Here is a 17,516-nt window from a genome sequence, read left to right as displayed (position 1 = left end):
CTACCTGACAAGAACAAGATGAGGTAAGCACGATGACCGTGAAAATTTCCCACACTGCCGATGTTCAGGCATTCTTCACGCAAGTGGCCGGCCTGGGCCATGCCGAAGGCAACCCACGCTTCAAGCAAATCATCCTGCGTGTACTGCAGGACACTGCACGCCTGGTCGAGGACCTGGAAATCACCGAGGACGAGTTCTGGCATGCCGTCGATTACCTCAACCGCCTGGGTGGCCGTAACGAAGCCGGCCTGTTGGCAGCAGGCCTGGGCATCGAGCACTTCCTCGACCTGCTGCAGGACGCCAAGGACGCCGAGGCCGGGCTGAGCGACGGTACCCCGCGCACCATCGAAGGCCCGCTGTATGTGGCGGGGGCGCCACTGGCGCAAGGCGAAGCGCGCATGGACGACGGCAGCGACCCGGGTGTGGTGATGTTCCTCCAGGGTAAGGTGTTCGATGCCGACGGCAAGCCGTTGGCCGGCGCCACTGTCGACCTGTGGCATGCCAACACCCAAGGTACTTATTCGTACTTCGACTCCAGCCAGTCCGAGTACAACCTGCGCCGACGCATCATCACCGATGCCGAAGGGCGCTACCGCGCGCGTTCCATCGTGCCGTCGGGGTACGGCTGCGATCCGCAGGGGCCAACCCAGGAATGCCTGGACTTGCTTGGCCGTCACGGCCAGCGCCCGGCGCACGTGCACTTCTTCATCTCGGCACCGGGGCACCGCCACCTGACCACGCAGATCAACTTTGCCGGCGACCAGTACCTCTGGGATGACTTTGCCTACGCCACCCGTGACGGGTTGATCGGCGAGCTGCGATTTGTCGAGGACGCCGCGGTGGCACGTGACCGCGGCGTACAGGGCGAGCGCTTTGCCGAGCTGGCGTTCGACTTCCACCTGCAGGCGGCCAAGGCGCCGGACGCCGAGGTGCGCAGCCAGCGCCCGCGTGCGTTGCAAAACAGCTGAACCCTGACGGGTACCACTGTGGGAGCGGGCGTGCCCGCGAAGCAGGCACCGCGGTGGCTGGCACCGGCTTTGCCGGTGTTCGCGGGCATGCCCGCTCCCACAGGGTCCCTTGCCCATCGATGACGGTTTTTTGCCTGGGCCTTTCCGTGCGGGGAGGGCCTGGGCTTTTTGTTGCCAGGGGTAATTGGTCTAGAATCCGCCTTTTTACCCGAGCCCCCGCACCATGCTGCCCATCGAACTGCTGGCAACCACTGCCGACCAGGCCTCGCTGATTCGCAACCTCTACCAGTTCTACGCCTACGAGTCCTCCGACTGGGAGCAGGAAGACGTCGAAGTGGATGGCCGCTTCTATATCCATGACCAGCACCTGCAACGTTACTGGCAGGCGGATGGCTGGGGGGCGTACCTGGTGCTGGCAGACGGCTTCATCGCCGGTTTCGTGCTGGTCGAGCGCAGCGAACTGCCGGGCATCGACGCCTTCGAGCTGGCCGATCTGTTCATCCTGAAAAAGTACCGCCGCCAGGGCATCGGCCGGGCGGTGGCGTTGCAGCTGCTGGGCGGCGAGGGCGACTGGCTGTTGCGCTGTTACGCACAGGACGCGCCTGCCGTGGGCTTCTGCAATGGCGTATTGGCCGCATTGCCGCGCCCTTCGCGGGCCATAGCCCTGGATGACGAACCGGGCTTGCTGAATTTCCTGGTGACGGGCGCTCCCGCAGAGAGCCTGCCAGCTTCCATGTAAATTCCTTGCAGGGGGTGAAGGGTTCGCACTCGATGGTCGGCGATCAGCATGGCTCGGGCCATGCGCGCGGGGTAGAAAGTGGTCGATCAGCGAACAGAAAATGCTGTCGGCCTTGGCGAGTGGCAATTGAACTTCCTTATCCTCGGGCATCTCTTCTAGAATCCGAGCTGTTGCATCCGCCAGGCAACGCCTGTGCGGCCTTCCCTGGGCGCTGCATCCAGCCGCGCCGTCATCGAGAGTGCCATGAGTTCCAGCACACCGCTGTCCGGAGTCAACCAACCCCTGCGCGGCATCGCCCTGGTGGTAGTGGCGACGTTCCTGTTCGCCAGTCACGATGCCCTGTCCAAGTTCCTCGGCGGCCTGTACCCGATCATCATGGTGGTATGGGCGCGGTATGTGGTGCACACGCTGCTGATGGCCGGCATCTTCCTGCCCAAGGCCGGGCTCAACGTGCTGCGTACCCGCCGGCCGTTGTTGCAGACGTTACGCGCCCTGAGCCTGCTGAGTACCAGCCTGCTGTTCACCACTGGCTTGCAGTACCTGCCGCTGGCCGAGGCCACGGCGGTCAACTTCCTTGCCCCGGTGCTGGTCACCGCGCTGTCGGCGCCGTTGCTGAAGGAGCGGGTGACGGTGGGGCAGTGGGTGGCGGTGGTGATGGGCTTCATCGGTGTGCTGGTGGTGGTGCACCCGGGCGGGGCGATGTTCACCCCGGCCATCCTGTATCCGTTCGGTTCGGCGCTGGGCTTCTGCTTCTATCAGTTGCTGACGCGCATCCTGGCTGCGCATGACAGCCCGACTACCAGTAACTTCTATGCGGGGTTGTGCAACACCCTGGCGATGAGCGCGCTGGTGCCGTTCTTCTGGGAAATGCCGCGCTGGGACCATGCGCTGCTGATGCTGGCGCTGGGTGGGTTTGGCATGACCGCGCACCTGCTGCTGACCCAGGCCTTCCGCCATGCGGCACCGGCCTTGCTGGCGCCGTTCAGCTATTGCCAGATCGTGTTTGCCGGGTTGCTTGGGTTGGTTGTCTATAGCCAGGTGCCGGATACCTTGAGCCTGGTGGGCATCTCGGTGATCTGCCTGAGTGGGCTGGGGGCGGCGTGGATGCAGCGGGGTAAGTGACAACCTGTATTAGCCTCTTCGCGGGTAAACCCGCTCCCACAGGTACAGCGCCCTGCCCGAGGACTGCGCTGTACCTGCGGGAGCGGGTTTACCCGCGAAAGGGCCCTCAAACCCGACCCTTCAACAACGCCTGCAACGAGTGGTCAAAGTCCCGCAGCGCATCCGCCTGTACCGCCCGCTCATCCTCCACCACCCGCGCCACATCGCCCAGGCGCTTGCTGGCTCGCCCTTCGGCCCGGCCGATATAGGTCAGCTGGTCGTCGAAGAACCGCGCCACCACCCGGCTTTCGATTCCTGCACTGGCCAAACGGCTTTCGGTATCCAGCAGCACGATTACATCCGGGTGGTCACCCAGCAGCGTGTCCAGGTCGTCATAGAACGTCACGTCGGCAAACTGCTGCGCCAGTGACCGCGCCAGCCAGTCATACGCCTGGCTCTCGCTGCGCAGGGTAGCCACCGGGACGCGCTGGCCCTGGACCGGCGCCGCAGTCTGGTGGCGATGGCTGTCGAGGTATTCGAGGGTGGCCTCGGCGTCACGCCCCAGCAGTACCGCCACACGTTGACCGGGGGCCAGGGCGACACTGGAAATGGCCGTGGCCGAATAGAAGTGCCCGTAGGGCTGCGTGTCGGTAGCGGCCTGGCCGGCACAACCGCCAAGGGCGGCCAGCAAGGCGAGCAGGGCAGCGATCATGCCGGTTTTCATGGGATGCCTCATCAATCAGTGAATGCCGCTATCTTCCGCCCGGGCCGGCCTTGGCGGAACTTGATGGGATTCATGGTGGCTATTGACGAGGTCGATGCATCACTGCGTAGCCATGAACTGCAGGATGCGTTCGCGCAGCCAGCGCTCGGCCGGGTCGTTGTCCTGGGCGCCGCTCCAGACCATCGACAGTTCGGCTTCGGTAATGTCGAACGGCGCCGGGTCGGCGCGCAGGCTACCGTCGTCGGCCAGGGCGCAGGCAGCGTAGTCCGGCACTGTGGCGATCAGCTCGGTGTTGCGCAGCAGGGCGCGCAGGCTGCCGAACTGCGGCACCGCCAGCACCACCTTGCGGCAGCGGCCGATGCGCGCCAGGTCAAGGTCGATGTTGCCGCTCATGTCGCCGGAGAACGACACCATCACATGCGGGCGGGCGCAGTATTCGTCGAGGGTCAACGGGCCCGGGCGGTCATCGGCGCGCAGCACCCGCACGCCGATGTTGCGCAGCTTGCGGCGCTTGGCGGTGGCCGGCAGGTCTGTGGTGTAGCTCACGCCTACCGAGATCTCGCCGCTGGCCAGCAGCCCCGGCATCAGCAGGAAGTTGGCCCGGCGCACCACCACACTGATGTCCGGGGCCTCTTCGCGCAGGGCCTGTAACAGGGCCGGGAACAGGCCGAACTCGGCATCGTCCGACAGGCCCAGACGGAACACGTTGCAGCTGTTGGCCGGGTCGAACTCGCGGGCGCGACTGATGGCGGCGGAAATCACGTCCATGGCCGGCCCCAGTTCGGCGAAGATCTGCATGGCCCGTGGCGTAGGCTCCATGGCCCGGCCGTTGCGGATCAGCAGCGGGTCGTCGAACAGTTCGCGCAGGCGGGCGAGGGCGGCGCTGACGGTGGGCTGGGTGATGAACAGCTTTTCGCCGACCCGGGTCAGGTTGCGTTCGATCATCAGGGCTTCGAACAGTACCAGCAGGTTCATGTCGACGCGGCGCAGGTCGTTGCGGTTCATGAGGGGGCGGGTTCCGGAGTAGAGGGGGTGGCGGCGTATTGAAGCATGTGGCCAGCCTGATTGCCTTGTATGGATGTGCCGGCCTCTTCGCGGGCATGCCCGCTCCCACAAGTAATGCACCGCTCTCGAGACCTGAGGAGGTCCGGTGGGAGCGGGCGCGCCCGCGAAGAGGCCAGTACAGGAATGACCCTGACAGAGCCAACCTATCACCCCCCAATAGCCGCTCTATTAGAACTCTGTCCAGGCTCGGCTAGTCTTTCCCGTGGCCCTGCGAGTTCCGCGAGCGAGCGGCGTGTCAGCACCTGCGTGCAAGACCGCAGCAACCCCGTCGTGACAGCTTCGCACGCCCCGTGTAGACCTGATAAGGGGTAGCACGAGCCCACGCGCTCGGCTGAAAGAACACCTGGCATAGACCGGAAATCTGGATAACCGACCCAAAGGTACCCGCAGATGTCGAACGAATCGAAATGCCCGTTCCATCAAACCGCAGGTGGCGGCACCACCAACCGTGACTGGTGGCCTGACCAGCTCAACCTGAGAATTCTTCACCAGCACTCCTCCAAGTCCGACCCGATGGACCCGGGTTTCGACTATGCCAAGGCGTTCAAGAGCCTCGACTTCCAGGCCCTGAAGAAAGACCTGACCGCCTTGATGACCGACTCCCAGGACTGGTGGCCCGCCGACTTCGGCCACTACGGCCCGCTGTTCATCCGCATGGCCTGGCACAGCGCCGGGACCTACCGTATCGGCGATGGCCGGGGTGGTGCAGGCTCTGGCCAGCAGCGCTTCGCCCCGCTCAACAGCTGGCCGGACAACGTCAGCCTGGATAAGGCTCGGCGCCTGCTGTGGCCGATCAAGCAGAAGTACGGCAACAAGATTTCCTGGGCCGACCTGATCGTGCTCACCGGCAACGTTGCCCTCGAATCCATGGGCTTCAAGACCTTCGGCTTCTCCGGCGGGCGTGCCGATGTGTGGGAGCCGGACGAGGATGTGTATTGGGGATCGGAAAAGGTCTGGCTGGGCGGTGACACCCGCTACGGCAAGGCCCAGCCGCCTGGCAAGGGCGACCTGGTGGCGGAGCCGGCCAAACACCCCGAGGAGCAGGGCCGTACCCTGGAGGGCGAGCGCAACCTGGAAAACCCCTTGGCCGCCGTGCAGATGGGCCTGATCTACGTGAACCCGGAAGGCCCGGAAGGTAACCCTGACCCGGTGGCCTCGGGCAAGGACATCCGTGACACTTTCGGCCGCATGGCGATGAACGATGAAGAAACCGTTGCCCTGATCGCCGGTGGCCACGCTTTTGGCAAGACCCACGGTGCCGGCCCTGCCGACAACGTCGGCCCGGAGCCGGAAGCTGCAGGCCTGGAGCTGCAGGGGTTGGGCTGGGCCAACAAATTCGGCAGCGGCAAGGGTGGCGATACCATCACCAGCGGCCTGGAAGTGACCTGGACTTCCACCCCCACCCGGTGGAGCAACGAGTACCTCAACAACCTGTTCAACTTCGACTGGGAACTGACCAAGAGCCCGGCCGGTGCCCACCAGTGGCGGCCGAAGGAGGGCAAGGGGGCAGGCACCGTGCCGGATGCCCATGACCCGGCCAAGCGCCATGCGCCATCCATGCTCACCTCCGACCTGGCGTTGCGCTTCGACCCGATCTACGAGCCGATCGCCCGTCGTTTCAAGGACAACCCTGACCAGTTGGCGGACGCCTTCGCCCGCGCCTGGTACAAGCTGATTCATCGTGACATGGGCCCATTGGCGCGCTACCTGGGCCCGGAAATGCCCAACGAAGAGCTGCTGTGGCAAGACCCGCTGCCAAAAGTCGATCACCCGCTGGTGGGCGAGCAGGACATTGCCGCGCTCAAGGCCAAGGTGCTGGCGGCGGGCCTGAGCGTTGGCGAGCTGGTGGCCACTGCCTGGGCAGCGGCGTCGACCTTCCGCGGTTCGGACAAGCGTGGTGGCGCCAATGGCGGCCGCCTGCGCCTGGCGCCGCAGAAAGACTGGCCGGCGAACCAGGGCACAGGCAAAGTGCTGGCGGCACTCGAGAAGATCCAGGCCGAGTTCAATGCCGGTGGCAAGAAAATCTCCCTGGCCGACCTGATCGTTCTGGCCGGTAGCGCCGCAGTGGAAAAGGCTGCCAAGGACGCCGGGCACAACGTCAGCGTGGCGTTCCGACCAGGGCGTACCGATGCCTCCCAGGCGCAGACCGACGTCGAGTCGTTCGCCGTGCTGGAGCCGCTGGCCGATGGTTTCCGCAACTTCACCAAGGCCCGCTACAGCGTCAAGGCCGAGAAGCTGCTACTGGACAAGGCCCAGTTGCTGACCCTGACCGCGCCGGAAATGACCGTGCTGATCGGCGGCCTGCGTGTGCTCGGAGCCAACCATGGCGGCAGCCAGCAGGGCGTGTTCACCGACAAGGTCGGTACCCTGAGCAACGACTTCTTCCGCAACCTGCTGGACATGGGCGTGGAGTGGAAGCCGACCTCGGCGGATAACGAAACCTTCGAAGGCCGCGACCGCAAGACCGGGCAGGTGAAGTGGGCCGCTAGCCGGGTTGACCTGGTGTTCGGCTCCCATGCCCAGTTGCGGGCGTTGAGCGAGGTATATGGCAGCGCTGATGGCGGTGACAAGTTCGTGCGCGACTTTGTGGCGGCCTGGCAAAAAGTGATGGAGCTTGACCGGTTTGATTTGAAGTAGCAGTGTTTTCGGGGCGCTCACCACAGGTACGGCACATGCAGGCTGTACCTGTGGCGGCGCCCAGATCCGCCTGGCCCTTCGTTGCTATTCCATCAGGATCACCGCGTTGGCGTACTTTTCCTGGTCCGGTGTAAAGGTGGTCAGCATGCCGGTGTAATTACAAGTCAGGGTCAACTCTGTACGTGTATTGATGAACAGATCTTCGCCGCGAAGGCCCTGCCATTGCGCCAGATACTTGAACGAACCGTACTTCATCGGTTTCTTCAATGCGCGATCATGACCACCTTTCCAACCTAGCACCGGGAGTGCGCCATCGACACAGTGGCGGGCAAGTTCTGGTTGGGTCAACGCCCGCTCACGGCCAATCTCCCAGCAGCGGATCAAGCCCTCGTCGGGCCCCTTCCAGGCTTCTTCCCAGGTGACAAAGGGGCGGATGGGCTGATGGATAGGGCGCTTGATGATCCCGGTGGTGCGATCCATGACTGAGATTGTCCGTAATGTTCAGTTGGTCTCGATGCTACTAATTGGCCATCATTGTGTCCAGTGCCTGCCCGATTCACCTCCGGGTTCAGTCAAGGCGCTGCTGCAACGCCTCTATGAACACCTCTTCGGCACGGCTGAAACGCTGGTCCCTGTTCCACAACAGGTGGATGTCCACATCGGCAATCCCGTCCTGCGGTGGCAGTTTCCACAGCAAACCGGCGTCCACATCCGGCGCCACGACATGCTCGGGCAGGCAACCGATGCCAAACCCGGCAATCACCAGCCGGCGCACTTCTTCAAGGCTGGGTGACGAGGCCACGATTCGCCCGGCAAACCCTTGCTGATCGCGAAAAATGGTCAGTGGAGACAGCATGCCGCCAATCTGGTCACTGGTGAAACTGACGAAATTTTCCCGCTGCAGGTCGCCTTCGGCTTGCCCAAAAAGGGCATGGTGCTTGCCACAGAAGAACGCATAGCGCTGGCGCAGGAACAGCCGTTGCTCCAGCCGTGGCTGCGCACGCCGGTTCAGGCTGAGGCCCGCGGTGGCGGTTTTTTCCTGCAGGGCAGCGACGATGTCGGAGCTGCGCATCACGTCGATCTCCAACTCCACCCGCGGGTGCTGGCGGTGGAAGTCGGCAAGGAAGTCGTCGAACTGTTCGTTGACGATGCGGCTGATCATCAGCAGGCGGACCTTGCCCACCAGTTCGTCCACCGGCTGCTCCAGCAAGCCGCCGATCTGCGACATCTGCCCATAGATCTCGCCGGCCAGCTGGAACAGCTGCTCGCCCATTTCCGTCAGCACGAAGCGCGGCCCGCGTCGGGCGATGAGCTGGCGACCGAGCTGTTCCTCCAGGCGCTTGAGCGCCTGGCTTACGGCTGGCTGGGTGAGGTGCAGGCGGGCGGCAGCGCGGCTGATGGACAGCTCCTGGCCGATGACCCGGAAGGTGCGCAGCAGGTTCCAGTCGAGGCGGTCGTTGAGCAGGCGGTCGGGCATGGCGGGGCTCGATAATAAGCAAGGCTAATAGTGCGAATAATAAATAGAAAATTGACTAATCATAGCCCCAGGCCGATAAATCGCAGGTATCGAGGCCTGCGGAGTCGGTGTTGGCTTCTTCGCGGGCTCGCCCGCTCCCACAGGTACTGCACAGCATTCAAAACTTGCGGTGATCCTGTGGGAGCGGGCAAGCCCGCGAAGAAGCCAACACCGATTCAACAAGCCAAGCGCCACCAGAGCGCCCCGTACCCCCGACAACTCCTGCCAGAACAACAAGCAAAGGAGCCCTCATGAAGCCCACCGCTTCCGCCCAGCCACGCCGTGCCGCCGCCGCCGCGTTCATCGGCACAATGATCGAGTGGTACGACTTCTACATCTACGCCACCGCCGCCGCCCTGGTGTTCGGCGCGCTGTTCTTCCCCTCCGACAGCAGCCTGTTCAGCACCATGGCAGCGTTCGGCACCTTCGCCGTCGGCTTCTTTGCCCGGCCGCTGGGTGGCATCGTCTTTGGCCACGTGGGCGACCGTATCGGCCGCAAGAAATCGCTGGTCATCACCTTGCTGATGATGGGCATCGTCACCGTGGGCATCGGCCTGCTGCCGACCTACGCGCAAATCGGCGCCACCGCGCCAGTACTGCTGATCCTGTTGCGCATCGTCCAGGGCATTGCGGTGGGCGGCGAGTGGGGCGGGGCGGTGCTGATGGCCGGCGAGCATGCACCCAAGGGCCGGCGCAACTTCTTCGCTTCGTTCGCCCAACTCGGCAGCCCGGCGGGCCTGATCCTGTCGCTGCTGGCCTTCGGCGCGGTCACCCGCCTGCCCGAGGAGGACCTGATGAGCTGGGGCTGGCGCGTGCCGTTCCTGGCCAGTGCACTGTTGCTACTGGTGGGCCTGGCGATTCGCCTGGGGGTGAATGAGTCGCCCGAGTTCATCGCCAGCCGCGAGCAGGCGGAAAAGGCCCGGCGCAAGGAGCAGGCTCCGGTATTCGAAGTGCTGCGCACGGCCTGGCGCCCGCTGTTGCTGTGCATCGGTGCCAATACTCTGGGCATTGCCGGGGTCTACTTCACCAACACTTTCATGATCAGCTACACCACCCAGCAGCTGCACCTGGAGCGTTCGCTTATCCTGGAGTGCCTGTTCTTCGTGGCGATCATCCAGTTCTGCGTGCAGCCGCTGGCCGCCTGGCTCTCGGAAAAGCTCGGTGCCACCCGCTTCCTGGCCCTGGTTGCATTGCTGGCCATGGCCTCGCCCTACCCGATGTTCGTGCTGGTCAGCTCCGGCAAAGGCCCGCTGATCGTGCTCGGTATCGCACTGGCCGCAGCCTGCATGGCTTCCTTCTACGCGGTGATCGCCGGCTACGTCAGCGGCATGTTCGACACCCGTGTGCGCTACACCGCCATTTCCCTGGCCTACCAGATCTGCGGTGCCATCGCGGGCGGCCTGACCCCGCTGATCGGTACCTGGCTGGCCCACTCTTTCACCGGCCAATGGTGGCCGATGGCAGTGTTCTACACCCTGATCGCAACCATTTCGCTGGTGTGCGTGCTCGCACTGGCGCGCCAGTACGCCCGCAGCCAACGCCTGGAACTGGCTTGATCGAACCGTTTTTTTTCTGGAGTACCCGCACATGTTGAAATGCAATGGCGAACGCTTGTGGGCGAGCCTGATGGCCATGGCCGAAATCGGCGCCACCGCCCGCGGCGGTAGCTGCCGCCTGGCGCTTAGCGACGAGGACAAGGCGGGCCGTGAGCTGTTCAGCCACTGGTGCCGCGAGGCCGGCCTGACGCTAACGGTGGATGCGATCGGCAACCTGTTCGCCCGCCGCGCCGGCAGCGACCCGGATGCGGCGCCGGTAATGATGGGCAGCCACCTCGACACCCAACCTGAGGGCGGCCGTTTCGATGGTGTTTATGGTGTGCTGGCGGGCCTTGAAGTGGTGCGCCGGCTCAATGACCTGAATATCCAGACGCGCAAACCGCTGGAAATCGCCGTATGGACCAACGAGGAGGGCGCGCGCTTCACCCCGGCCATGTTTGGATCGGCGGTGTTCACCGGTACCCTGGCACTGGACGAAGCGCTGGCTATTCGCGACACCGATGGCATCAGCGTCGCCGATGAACTGCAACGCACCGGTTACGCCGGCCAACGCCCGCTGGGCAGCCAAGTGGATGCCTATTTCGAAGCGCATATCGAGCAAGGCCCCATCCTTGAAGACAACGCCAAGGCCATTGGCGTAGTCAGCGGCGGGCAGGCCATTCGGTGGCTTGATGTGACTGTGGAAGGCATGGCTGCACACGCAGGCACCACGCCGATGCTGCTGCGCAAGGATGCCCTGTACGGTGCGGCACGGATGGTCCAGGCGGTCGAGCAGTTGGCAACGGACTTTGCCCCTGAAGGCCTGACCACCGTGGGTGAACTGTCCATCGTCAAGTCCTCGCGCAACACCATTCCGGGGCTGTTGCAGTTCACCGTCGACTTGCGTCATCACCGGGATGAAGCCATCGAGGCGATGGAGCGCGACCTGACGTTGAAGCTGCAAGCCATCGCCAGTCAGCGCGGGTTGCAGGTGCGTATCGAGCGCCACTGGGTCAGCCCGGCCACGCCATTCGATGCCGATTGCGTAGCCGCCGTGCAGCAGGCGGTGGACGGCCTCGGCTATGCCCAACAGTCGATTGTCAGCGGTGCCGGCCACGACGCCATCCTGCTGGCCCGCTACTGCCCGACGGCGATGGTGTTCATCCCCTGCGTCGGCGGCCTGAGCCACAACGAAGCCGAAGATGTGCTGCCCGAGGATGCCCGCCAGGGCGTCGACGTACTGCTCAACGCCGTGCTGGCCCGCGCCGGCCAAGTCGAACAAGGAGAAGCCTGATGCGTTGCTACTTCCACCCCGAACAATTGCTGCACCACCCGCGCAGCTACTACTCGCGCGGCGCCATGCGCACCCCGCAGGAAGTCCCCGAGCGCGCCGTGCGCCTGTTGCAGGCGGCCAGGGATCTCGGCTTCGACATCCGCCAGCCTGTCGATGCCGGCCTGGCCCCGCTGAAGGCGGTGCACGGCGAGGCCTACCTGGCCTTCCTCGAAGAGGCTCATGCGCGCTGGAAGGAAGTGCCCGAGGACTGGGGTGACGAGGTCATGTCCAACATCTTCGTGCGCGAGCCCAACGCCCTGCGCGGCATCCTCGCCCAGGCCGGGCGCTACCTGGCCGATGGCAGCTGCCCTGTGGGCGAAAACACCTGGCGCTCGGCCTACTGGTCTGCGCAAAGTGCAGTGGCCGGTGCCAAGGCCATTCTTGACGGCGAGCCGGCGGCCTATGCCCTGTGCCGGCCGCCAGGCCACCATGCGCGCTTCGATGCAGCCGGTGGTTTCTGCTACCTCAACAACGCCGCAGTCGCTGCCCAGGCCTTGCGCAGCCGCTACAGCCGCGTGGTCATCCTCGATACCGACATGCACCACGGGCAGGGGATTCAGGAGATCTTCTACGATCGCCGGGACGTCCTGTACGTGTCGGTGCATGGCGACCCGACCAACTTCTACCCCGGTGTGGCCGGGTTTGCGGACGAGCGTGGTAGCGGTGCGGGGGAGGGGTACAACCTCAACTTGCCGATGGCGCATGGGGCTAGCGAAGCCGACTTCATGGGCCAGTTGGAGATCGCGCTGGCTGCGGTGAAGGACTTTGGTGCCGAGGTGCTGGTGTTGTCGCTGGGGTTCGATATCTACGAGCTGGACCCGCAGAGCAAGGTGGCAGTCACCACTGAAGGGTTTGCCGTGTTGGGCGAGCGGATTCGGGCGTTGCGCTTGCCGTGCCTTATAGTGCAGGAGGGGGGGTATCACCTGGAGAGCCTGGAGGCGAATGCGCGGGCGTTCTTTGCCGACGAGGTGGATTGGCGATAAGTAGTGTCGGGGCCGACAGGTGCTTGCCATGACAGTTTCAGCGCCTATGAGATCGAGCGCCGCGCGGGCGGCGCTCGATCTCACAGGCGCTGAAAGTGTTGTGGCGAACACCCCGCACCCGTTACACCCCACCCCGCCGCACATGCTTCACCAACACCTTCTCCAGCAACTCCCACATCGCCGGCTCCGTACTGAACGCCACATTGAACCGCATCCACCCGGTCGCCTTGGCGTCGACCATGAACAACTGCCCAGGCCCGAGCATGATGCCTTTCTCCAACGCATCATCCAGCAACGCCGCACTGTCCGGAATCGCGGGGTGCCGGGTCCAGATATACATCCCTTCATCCGACTCGATGAACAGCTCGAAGCCCAACCGATGCAGGTGTCGGCCAACTTCCTGGTGCGCCTCGGCCAAGCGCTGGCGCAGGCGCTTGAGGTGCTTGCGCCAGCGCCCGTCGATGATCGCGGCGTACACCACGCGCTCCATCACCTGCGAGGTGGTCAGGCCCGAGCGCATCTTCAGGTGCAGCAGCTTCTGCATCAGCTCGGGGTTGGCCAGCATGTAGCCGACCCGCACATTGGGCGAAATGCTCTTGGAGTAGCTGCCCACGTAAACCACCTGCTGCAGGTGATCGAGGCTGGCCAGGCACGGCTGTGGTTCGGCGACCATGTCGGCGTACAGGTTGTTCTCCACCAGGCGGAAGCCGTGCTGGCTGGCCAGTTGCAGCAAGCGGTGCAGCTGCGGTAGCGGCGTACGTGAGCAGGTCGGGCTGTGCAGGTGCGGTTGGGTGAAGAACGCAGTGGGGCGATGATGGCTGAGCAACTGCTCCAGCTGGTTCAGGTCGTAGCCGGCCGGTGTGCGCGGCACGCCGACCAGGGTTGCGCCCTGGGTACGCAGGATGCTCATCAGGTTCGGGTAGCCGGGGTCGTCCACCAGCACCACGTCGCCCGGGCGCACCAGCGTACGCGCGGCCAGGTCCAGGGCCTGGCTGGCGCCGTGAGTGAGCATCAGCTGCGCCGGATTGGCGACGATCGACAGCTCCTGCTGCAGGTTCTGCGCGGTCAGCGCGCGCAGCTCCGGCAGGCCCATGGGGTCGCCGTAGCCCGACAGCTCCAGCGGGCTGCCGGCCACCTGGCGCAGGCCGCGGCGCAGGCCGTCTTCGTACATCCAGTCGTTTGGCAGCCAGCCGCACCCCGGCTTGAACGGCAACTGGCGGATTTCGAAGATCTGCTGCAAGTACCATTCGGAGTTGAACGTTGGTCGACTGGTGTCGGCCTCGGCATTGTGCTGGTCCAGCAGTTCGCCAGCTGCCCGGTTGACGAAGAACCCTGCGTTGCCACGGCTTACCAGCAGGCCCTGGGCGACAAGGCGGTCGTAGGCCTCGACCACGGTGAAGGTGCTCACCGAATAGCTCGCGGCAAAGGCGCGGATCGAGGGGACCTTGGCGCCTGGCTTGAGGGTCTGGTTGTCGATCAGCTCGCGCAGCCCGTCGATGATCTGGTTCACCAGCGGGGTCGAGGAGTCTGGATGTAATTCGAACATTCGGGGCCTTCAGGGTGCGTATCGCCCGGCGTTTGCAAGGTGTATTGCAAGGGCGACCTGTACAGTGCAGTGCGAGTTTCATGCCACTGTGCATGGCTCTCTGCGTCGGACATTTTTACATTAGGTGTCAGATATCGCCACCTAAAGCATGTTCAGTTCGCCCCAGGCGCCGCCCTGGGGCGCGTCAGCAGGCCGCCATGGAAGGCCTGCGTGTGTTCGCTCACACCATCCTGCGCGCATTAGCACTGATGTACGTGAAACCGCCAGCCATCGGGGTTTCACAGTTTTCCTTGGATAAAAAGAAGCACGGGGTACACAACTGATGGACGCAACATCCACAACCACCACCGCGAAAAGCGGGCACGAGAGCAAGCTCAGTGCCTCGCTCAAGTCTCGCCACCTGACGATGATGTCGATCGCCGGGGTTATCGGCGGCGCCTTGTTCGTCGGCTCCGGCAGCGTGATTCACAGCGCCGGCCCAGCCGCTGTGCTGGCCTACCTGGCAGGCGGCATCCTGGTGGTACTGATCATGCGCATGCTGGGTGAAATGGCGACTTCCTCGCCAGACACCGGTTCGTTCTCCACCTACGCCGATCGCGCCATCGGCCGTTGGGCCGGTTTCACTATCGGCTGGCTGTACTGGTGGTACTGGGTCATTCTCATGGCCTGGGAAGCTTATGTGGCGGGCAAGATCCTGCATGGTTTCTTCCCCGATGTCAGCGTCAACGTGTTCGTGCTGGCCACGACCCTGTTGCTGATCACCGTCAACTTCTTCAACGTCAAGCACTACGGTGAGTTCGAGTTCTGGTTCGCCTTGATCAAGGTGATCGCGATCGTCTGCTTCCTGATTGTGTGTACCGCTGCCGTGCTGAATATCTGGCAGTTCGGTGAGGTGCGTGGCATCAGCCATCTCACCGCCGAAGGTTTCATGCCCAACGGCATCACCACCGTGATCGGTGCCTTGCTCGGGGTGATGTTCGCCTTCCTCGGCGCGGAAATCGTCACCATCGCCGCTTCCGAAGCCAAGGACCCGGCCGCGCAGATTGTCAAGGCGACCAACTCGGTGGTCTGGCGTGTGTGCCTGTTCTACGTCGGTTCGATCTTCCTGATCGTCTGCCTGGTCCCGTGGAACGATCCGCACCTGGGCGTTTCCGGTTATGGCGCCTACCGCCGCACCCTGGAGCTGCTGGGCGTGCCGTATGCCGAGCTGCTGATGAACTTCGTGGTGCTGACCTCGGTGAGCAGCTGCCTGATCTCCGGCCACTACACCGCTTCGCGCATGCTGTTCTCCCTGGCCCAGCGTGGCGACGCGCCGTCGTTCTTCAAGATCACCCGCGCCGGCACCGGTGTACCGGTATACGCGATCATGGGTTCGTGCGCCGTGGCCGTGGTGTGTGCGCTGATCAACTTCAGCGAGACCCTGCGCCCTAAAGACGTGCTGGAAACCCTGATGAACACCACCGGCATGATCGCCCTGCTGGTGTACCTGGTGATTGCCTTCTCGCAGCTGCGCATGCGTCGCAAGCTGATTGCCGAAGGCAAGGAAGTGCGCCTGAAGATGTGGCTGTTCCCATGGCTGACCTACCTGGTGATCGCCTTCATCGTGGCCGCCCTGGTGACCATGGCCTTCATGCCTGACTACCAGATCCTGGTGATCTCCACCGGTATCGCTGCGGCAATCGTGGTGGCGATGGGTGTGGTGCACCAGATCCGTTCTGGCAAGCAGCACTAAGCGTCACTCGCTTCTCGAAACGGCCGGCTCCCTCGGGGACCCGGCCGTTTCGCTTTGTTGGGCATGGTTTTTTTCCGCTGGCATGTGAAAGCGTTGGTTCATCCAGGGCGAGCCGAGCAGGGCGGCAGTGGCGATCAGGGCCAGGATGGCGAGGGCGATGAAAGTTTTCATGGAGGGGCGCATACATGGACGGACAGCAGGCATAGGTAGTCAGTTCCGGCCCTATCGCCGGCAAGCCAGCTCCCACAGGGACCGCACCGATCTCAAGCCATGCGCAGTACCTGTGGGAGCTGGCTTGCCGGCGATAGGGCCCTCAAAGCCGACAGATGGCATATGCTGAACACATTGCCCGCCCAAAGGAGCTTCACATGGCCTGGTCCGCCACCCAGTATTCCCAGTTCGAAGACGAACGCACCCGCGCCGTGCGCGACCTGCTCGCCGCAGTGCCGCCACGCCCTGTACGCCACGCCACCGACCTGGGCTGTGGCCCTGGCAATTCCACCGAGGTACTGCTGCAACGTTACCCGGATGCCCAGGTGACAGCCCTGGACAGTGACCCGGACATGATCGACAAGGCCCGCGAGCGCAAACGGCTGTGCATCCCCCGCGTACGCACGGCCATCGCTGACATTGCAGGCTGGTCCGCCCCAGAGCCACAGGACCTGATCCTGGCCAATGCCTCGCTGCAGTGGCTCCCCGACCACGCTTCGCTGTACCCGCACCTGGTGCGCCAGCTGAGCGAAGGTGCCAGCCTGGCCGTGCAGACCCCGGACAACCTCGACGAACCGGCCCACCGGCAACTGCGGGATATCGCCAACCAGGGCCCTTGGGCGGCGAAATTCGCCGATTTTCAATTGCCCCCACGGCACAACGCGGCGTTCTACTATGACCTGCTCACTCCGCTGTGCACGCGGGTGGATGTGTGGCGCACCACTTACCACCACCCGTTGGCCGGCGGCGCTGAAGCCGTAGTGGAATGGTTCAAAGGGTCGGCCCTGCGACCCTACCTGGCGCGGTTGGAGGGGCAGGAGCAGGCGGATTTCCTGCAGATGTACCTGCAGGCCATGCAGCGCGACTATCCACCGGCCAGCGATGGCAAGGTGCTGTTGCCGTTCCCGCGGCTGTTCGTGATCGCTACCCGCTAGGTCGCCGCCAGCACCAGGCCACGTAGGCGTAGATGCCGAGGTTGAGCAGCAGCACGAAAGTGCCCAGCAGCAGCTGGATGTGCGGAGTCAGCCCGTCGGGGTAGATCAGCGGCCAGATGTAATGCTCGACGAAGCCGCCCTGGTAGCCTGCGTCACCGGCCGCGATGCGCATGCGGTTTTCCCAGGTGGTCAGCGGGCAGCCCAGGTGCAGGCACTCCACCGCCAGGCCCCAGGCCAGCGCAGGCAGGTGCAGCAGCAGGGCAGGGCGCCAGCGCAGCACCAGCAGGCCGCCGAACAGCACCAGCAGGATGAACAGCAGGTGCAACAGGACCAGGCTGTCGGCGGCAAGGCGGTAGAGCATGGGTGTGTGCCGAGGGTTGAGGTCACCCCAGCATAGCCGGGTTGCCTGTACCGGCCTCTTCGCGGGCTTGCCCGCTCCCACAGGATCACCGCAGTTTTTGAATACTGTGCAGTACCTGTGGGAGCGGGCAA

Annotated in this window: 17 protein-coding genes; 10 read left to right on the top strand and 7 right to left on the bottom strand. The window is 64.1% G+C overall.

All coding sequences use genetic code 11. The features are described 5' to 3' along the window. The first annotated feature begins 32 nt into the window (after positions 1-32). From catA to CAF70_RS09370, 3 genes are all read left to right on the top strand, one after another. Positions 33-968 (top strand): catechol 1,2-dioxygenase, encoded by a 936-nt coding sequence (gene catA / locus CAF70_RS09380; protein ID WP_085624293.1) that lies wholly within the window; start codon positions 33-35, stop codon positions 966-968. A 223-nt stretch (positions 969-1,191) separates the two neighbouring features. Then, the gene (locus CAF70_RS09375) at positions 1,192-1,707 is read left to right on the top strand and encodes a GNAT family N-acetyltransferase (protein WP_085624291.1); all 516 of its coding nucleotides are present in this window, start codon (positions 1,192-1,194) and stop codon (positions 1,705-1,707) included. 243 nt (positions 1,708-1,950) lie between these two features. After that, entirely contained in the window at positions 1,951-2,829 is an 879-nt protein-coding gene (locus CAF70_RS09370) for a DMT family transporter (RefSeq protein WP_015270753.1), read from the top strand. Between the two features lie 106 nt (positions 2,830-2,935). Here the strand turns inward: CAF70_RS09370 and CAF70_RS09365 are convergent, their stop codons facing one another. Continuing rightward, entirely contained in the window at positions 2,936-3,532 is a 597-nt protein-coding gene (locus CAF70_RS09365) for a hypothetical protein (protein ID WP_085624288.1), read from the bottom strand. A 99-nt stretch (positions 3,533-3,631) separates the two neighbouring features. Then, positions 3,632-4,537 (bottom strand): LysR family transcriptional regulator, encoded by a 906-nt coding sequence (locus CAF70_RS09360; protein ID WP_085624287.1) that lies wholly within the window; start codon positions 4,535-4,537, stop codon positions 3,632-3,634. Between the two features lie 450 nt (positions 4,538-4,987). Between CAF70_RS09360 and katG the strand changes: the two genes are divergently transcribed. After that, complete coding sequence (gene katG / locus CAF70_RS09355) at positions 4,988-7,234, top strand: catalase/peroxidase HPI (RefSeq protein ID WP_085624285.1); 2,247 nt, start codon at positions 4,988-4,990, stop codon at positions 7,232-7,234. Positions 7,235-7,318: 84 nt separating this feature from the next. Here the strand turns inward: katG and CAF70_RS09350 are convergent, their stop codons facing one another. Continuing rightward, on the bottom strand, positions 7,319-7,714 hold the full coding sequence (locus CAF70_RS09350; RefSeq protein ID WP_085624283.1) for a hypothetical protein: 396 nt from the start codon (positions 7,712-7,714) through the stop codon (positions 7,319-7,321). An 88-nt stretch (positions 7,715-7,802) separates the two neighbouring features. Continuing rightward, positions 7,803-8,711 carry a LysR family transcriptional regulator gene (locus CAF70_RS09345; RefSeq protein ID WP_085624281.1) on the bottom strand — a complete coding sequence of 303 codons (909 nt, stop codon included), beginning with the start codon at positions 8,709-8,711 and terminating at the stop codon, positions 7,803-7,805. A gap of 290 nt (positions 8,712-9,001) precedes the next feature. Here CAF70_RS09345 and CAF70_RS09340 point away from each other — a divergent pair, with 290 nt between their 5' ends. The 3 genes from CAF70_RS09340 to CAF70_RS09330 are packed head-to-tail and all read left to right on the top strand — an operon-like array spanning position 9,002 to position 12,601. Beyond that, complete coding sequence (locus CAF70_RS09340) at positions 9,002-10,306, top strand: MFS transporter (RefSeq protein ID WP_085624279.1); 1,305 nt, start codon at positions 9,002-9,004, stop codon at positions 10,304-10,306. A 31-nt stretch (positions 10,307-10,337) separates the two neighbouring features. Then, positions 10,338-11,579, top strand: a complete 1,242-nt coding sequence (locus CAF70_RS09335) for a Zn-dependent hydrolase (RefSeq protein ID WP_085624277.1) — start codon at positions 10,338-10,340, stop codon at positions 11,577-11,579. Beyond that, positions 11,579-12,601, top strand: a complete 1,023-nt coding sequence (locus CAF70_RS09330; protein ID WP_085624274.1) for a histone deacetylase family protein — start codon at positions 11,579-11,581, stop codon at positions 12,599-12,601. Before CAF70_RS09335 ends, CAF70_RS09330 begins: the two co-directional genes overlap by 1 nt. A 121-nt stretch (positions 12,602-12,722) precedes the next feature. Here the strand turns inward: CAF70_RS09330 and CAF70_RS09325 are convergent, their stop codons facing one another. Further along, entirely contained in the window at positions 12,723-14,147 is a 1,425-nt protein-coding gene (locus CAF70_RS09325; RefSeq protein WP_063913751.1) for a PLP-dependent aminotransferase family protein, read from the bottom strand. A gap of 197 nt (positions 14,148-14,344) precedes the next feature. Between CAF70_RS09325 and CAF70_RS27855 the strand changes: the two genes are divergently transcribed. Together CAF70_RS27855 and CAF70_RS09320 are read left to right on the top strand one after the other, a co-directional pair. Further along, positions 14,345-14,470 (top strand): hypothetical protein, encoded by a 126-nt coding sequence (locus CAF70_RS27855; protein WP_023661944.1) that lies wholly within the window; start codon positions 14,345-14,347, stop codon positions 14,468-14,470. Continuing rightward, positions 14,470-15,879, top strand: coding sequence for an amino acid permease (locus tag CAF70_RS09320; RefSeq protein ID WP_085624272.1), 1,410 nt, complete (start codon positions 14,470-14,472; stop codon positions 15,877-15,879). Before CAF70_RS27855 ends, CAF70_RS09320 begins: the two co-directional genes overlap by 1 nt. 3 nt (positions 15,880-15,882) lie before the next feature. Here CAF70_RS09320 and CAF70_RS09315 read toward each other — a convergent pair whose 3' ends face one another. Then, entirely contained in the window at positions 15,883-16,062 is a 180-nt protein-coding gene (locus CAF70_RS09315; RefSeq protein WP_085624270.1) for a hypothetical protein, read from the bottom strand. A 185-nt stretch (positions 16,063-16,247) separates the two neighbouring features. Here CAF70_RS09315 and tam point away from each other — a divergent pair, with 185 nt between their 5' ends. Continuing rightward, on the top strand, positions 16,248-17,024 hold the full coding sequence (tam, locus tag CAF70_RS09310; RefSeq protein WP_085624268.1) for a trans-aconitate 2-methyltransferase: 777 nt from the start codon (positions 16,248-16,250) through the stop codon (positions 17,022-17,024). Here the strand turns inward: tam and CAF70_RS09305 are convergent. After that, entirely contained in the window at positions 17,014-17,385 is a 372-nt protein-coding gene (locus CAF70_RS09305; RefSeq protein ID WP_085624266.1) for a DUF2784 domain-containing protein, read from the bottom strand. The genes tam and CAF70_RS09305 overlap by 11 nt on opposite strands. Between the last annotated feature and the right edge of the window lie 131 nt (positions 17,386-17,516).

This window comes from Pseudomonas sp. B19(2017) (genome assembly GCF_002113165.1).
Lineage (GTDB): Bacteria > Pseudomonadota > Gammaproteobacteria > Pseudomonadales > Pseudomonadaceae > Aquipseudomonas.
Note: the sequence above shows the minus strand (reverse complement) of the source record. Positions and strands in the feature narration are given on the sequence as shown.

Coding starts and splice junctions, on each gene's coding strand:
- catA (WP_085624293.1), top strand. CDS start 33: ATGACCGTGAAAATTTCCCACACTGCCGATGTTCAGGCATTCTTCACG.
- CAF70_RS09375 (WP_085624291.1), top strand. CDS start 1,192: ATGCTGCCCATCGAACTGCTGGCAACCACTGCCGACCAGGCCTCGCTG.
- CAF70_RS09370 (WP_015270753.1), top strand. CDS start 1,951: ATGAGTTCCAGCACACCGCTGTCCGGAGTCAACCAACCCCTGCGCGGC.
- CAF70_RS09365 (WP_085624288.1), bottom strand. CDS start 3,532: ATGAAAACCGGCATGATCGCTGCCCTGCTCGCCTTGCTGGCCGCCCTT.
- CAF70_RS09360 (WP_085624287.1), bottom strand. CDS start 4,537: ATGAACCGCAACGACCTGCGCCGCGTCGACATGAACCTGCTGGTACTG.
- katG (WP_085624285.1), top strand. CDS start 4,988: ATGTCGAACGAATCGAAATGCCCGTTCCATCAAACCGCAGGTGGCGGC.
- CAF70_RS09350 (WP_085624283.1), bottom strand. CDS start 7,714: ATGGATCGCACCACCGGGATCATCAAGCGCCCTATCCATCAGCCCATC.
- CAF70_RS09345 (WP_085624281.1), bottom strand. CDS start 8,711: ATGCCCGACCGCCTGCTCAACGACCGCCTCGACTGGAACCTGCTGCGC.
- CAF70_RS09340 (WP_085624279.1), top strand. CDS start 9,002: ATGAAGCCCACCGCTTCCGCCCAGCCACGCCGTGCCGCCGCCGCCGCG.
- CAF70_RS09335 (WP_085624277.1), top strand. CDS start 10,338: ATGTTGAAATGCAATGGCGAACGCTTGTGGGCGAGCCTGATGGCCATG.
- CAF70_RS09330 (WP_085624274.1), top strand. CDS start 11,579: ATGCGTTGCTACTTCCACCCCGAACAATTGCTGCACCACCCGCGCAGC.
- CAF70_RS09325 (WP_063913751.1), bottom strand. CDS start 14,147: ATGTTCGAATTACATCCAGACTCCTCGACCCCGCTGGTGAACCAGATC.
- CAF70_RS27855 (WP_023661944.1), top strand. CDS start 14,345: ATGGAAGGCCTGCGTGTGTTCGCTCACACCATCCTGCGCGCATTAGCA.
- CAF70_RS09320 (WP_085624272.1), top strand. CDS start 14,470: ATGGACGCAACATCCACAACCACCACCGCGAAAAGCGGGCACGAGAGC.
- CAF70_RS09315 (WP_085624270.1), bottom strand. CDS start 16,062: ATGCGCCCCTCCATGAAAACTTTCATCGCCCTCGCCATCCTGGCCCTG.
- tam (WP_085624268.1), top strand. CDS start 16,248: ATGGCCTGGTCCGCCACCCAGTATTCCCAGTTCGAAGACGAACGCACC.
- CAF70_RS09305 (WP_085624266.1), bottom strand. CDS start 17,385: ATGCTCTACCGCCTTGCCGCCGACAGCCTGGTCCTGTTGCACCTGCTG.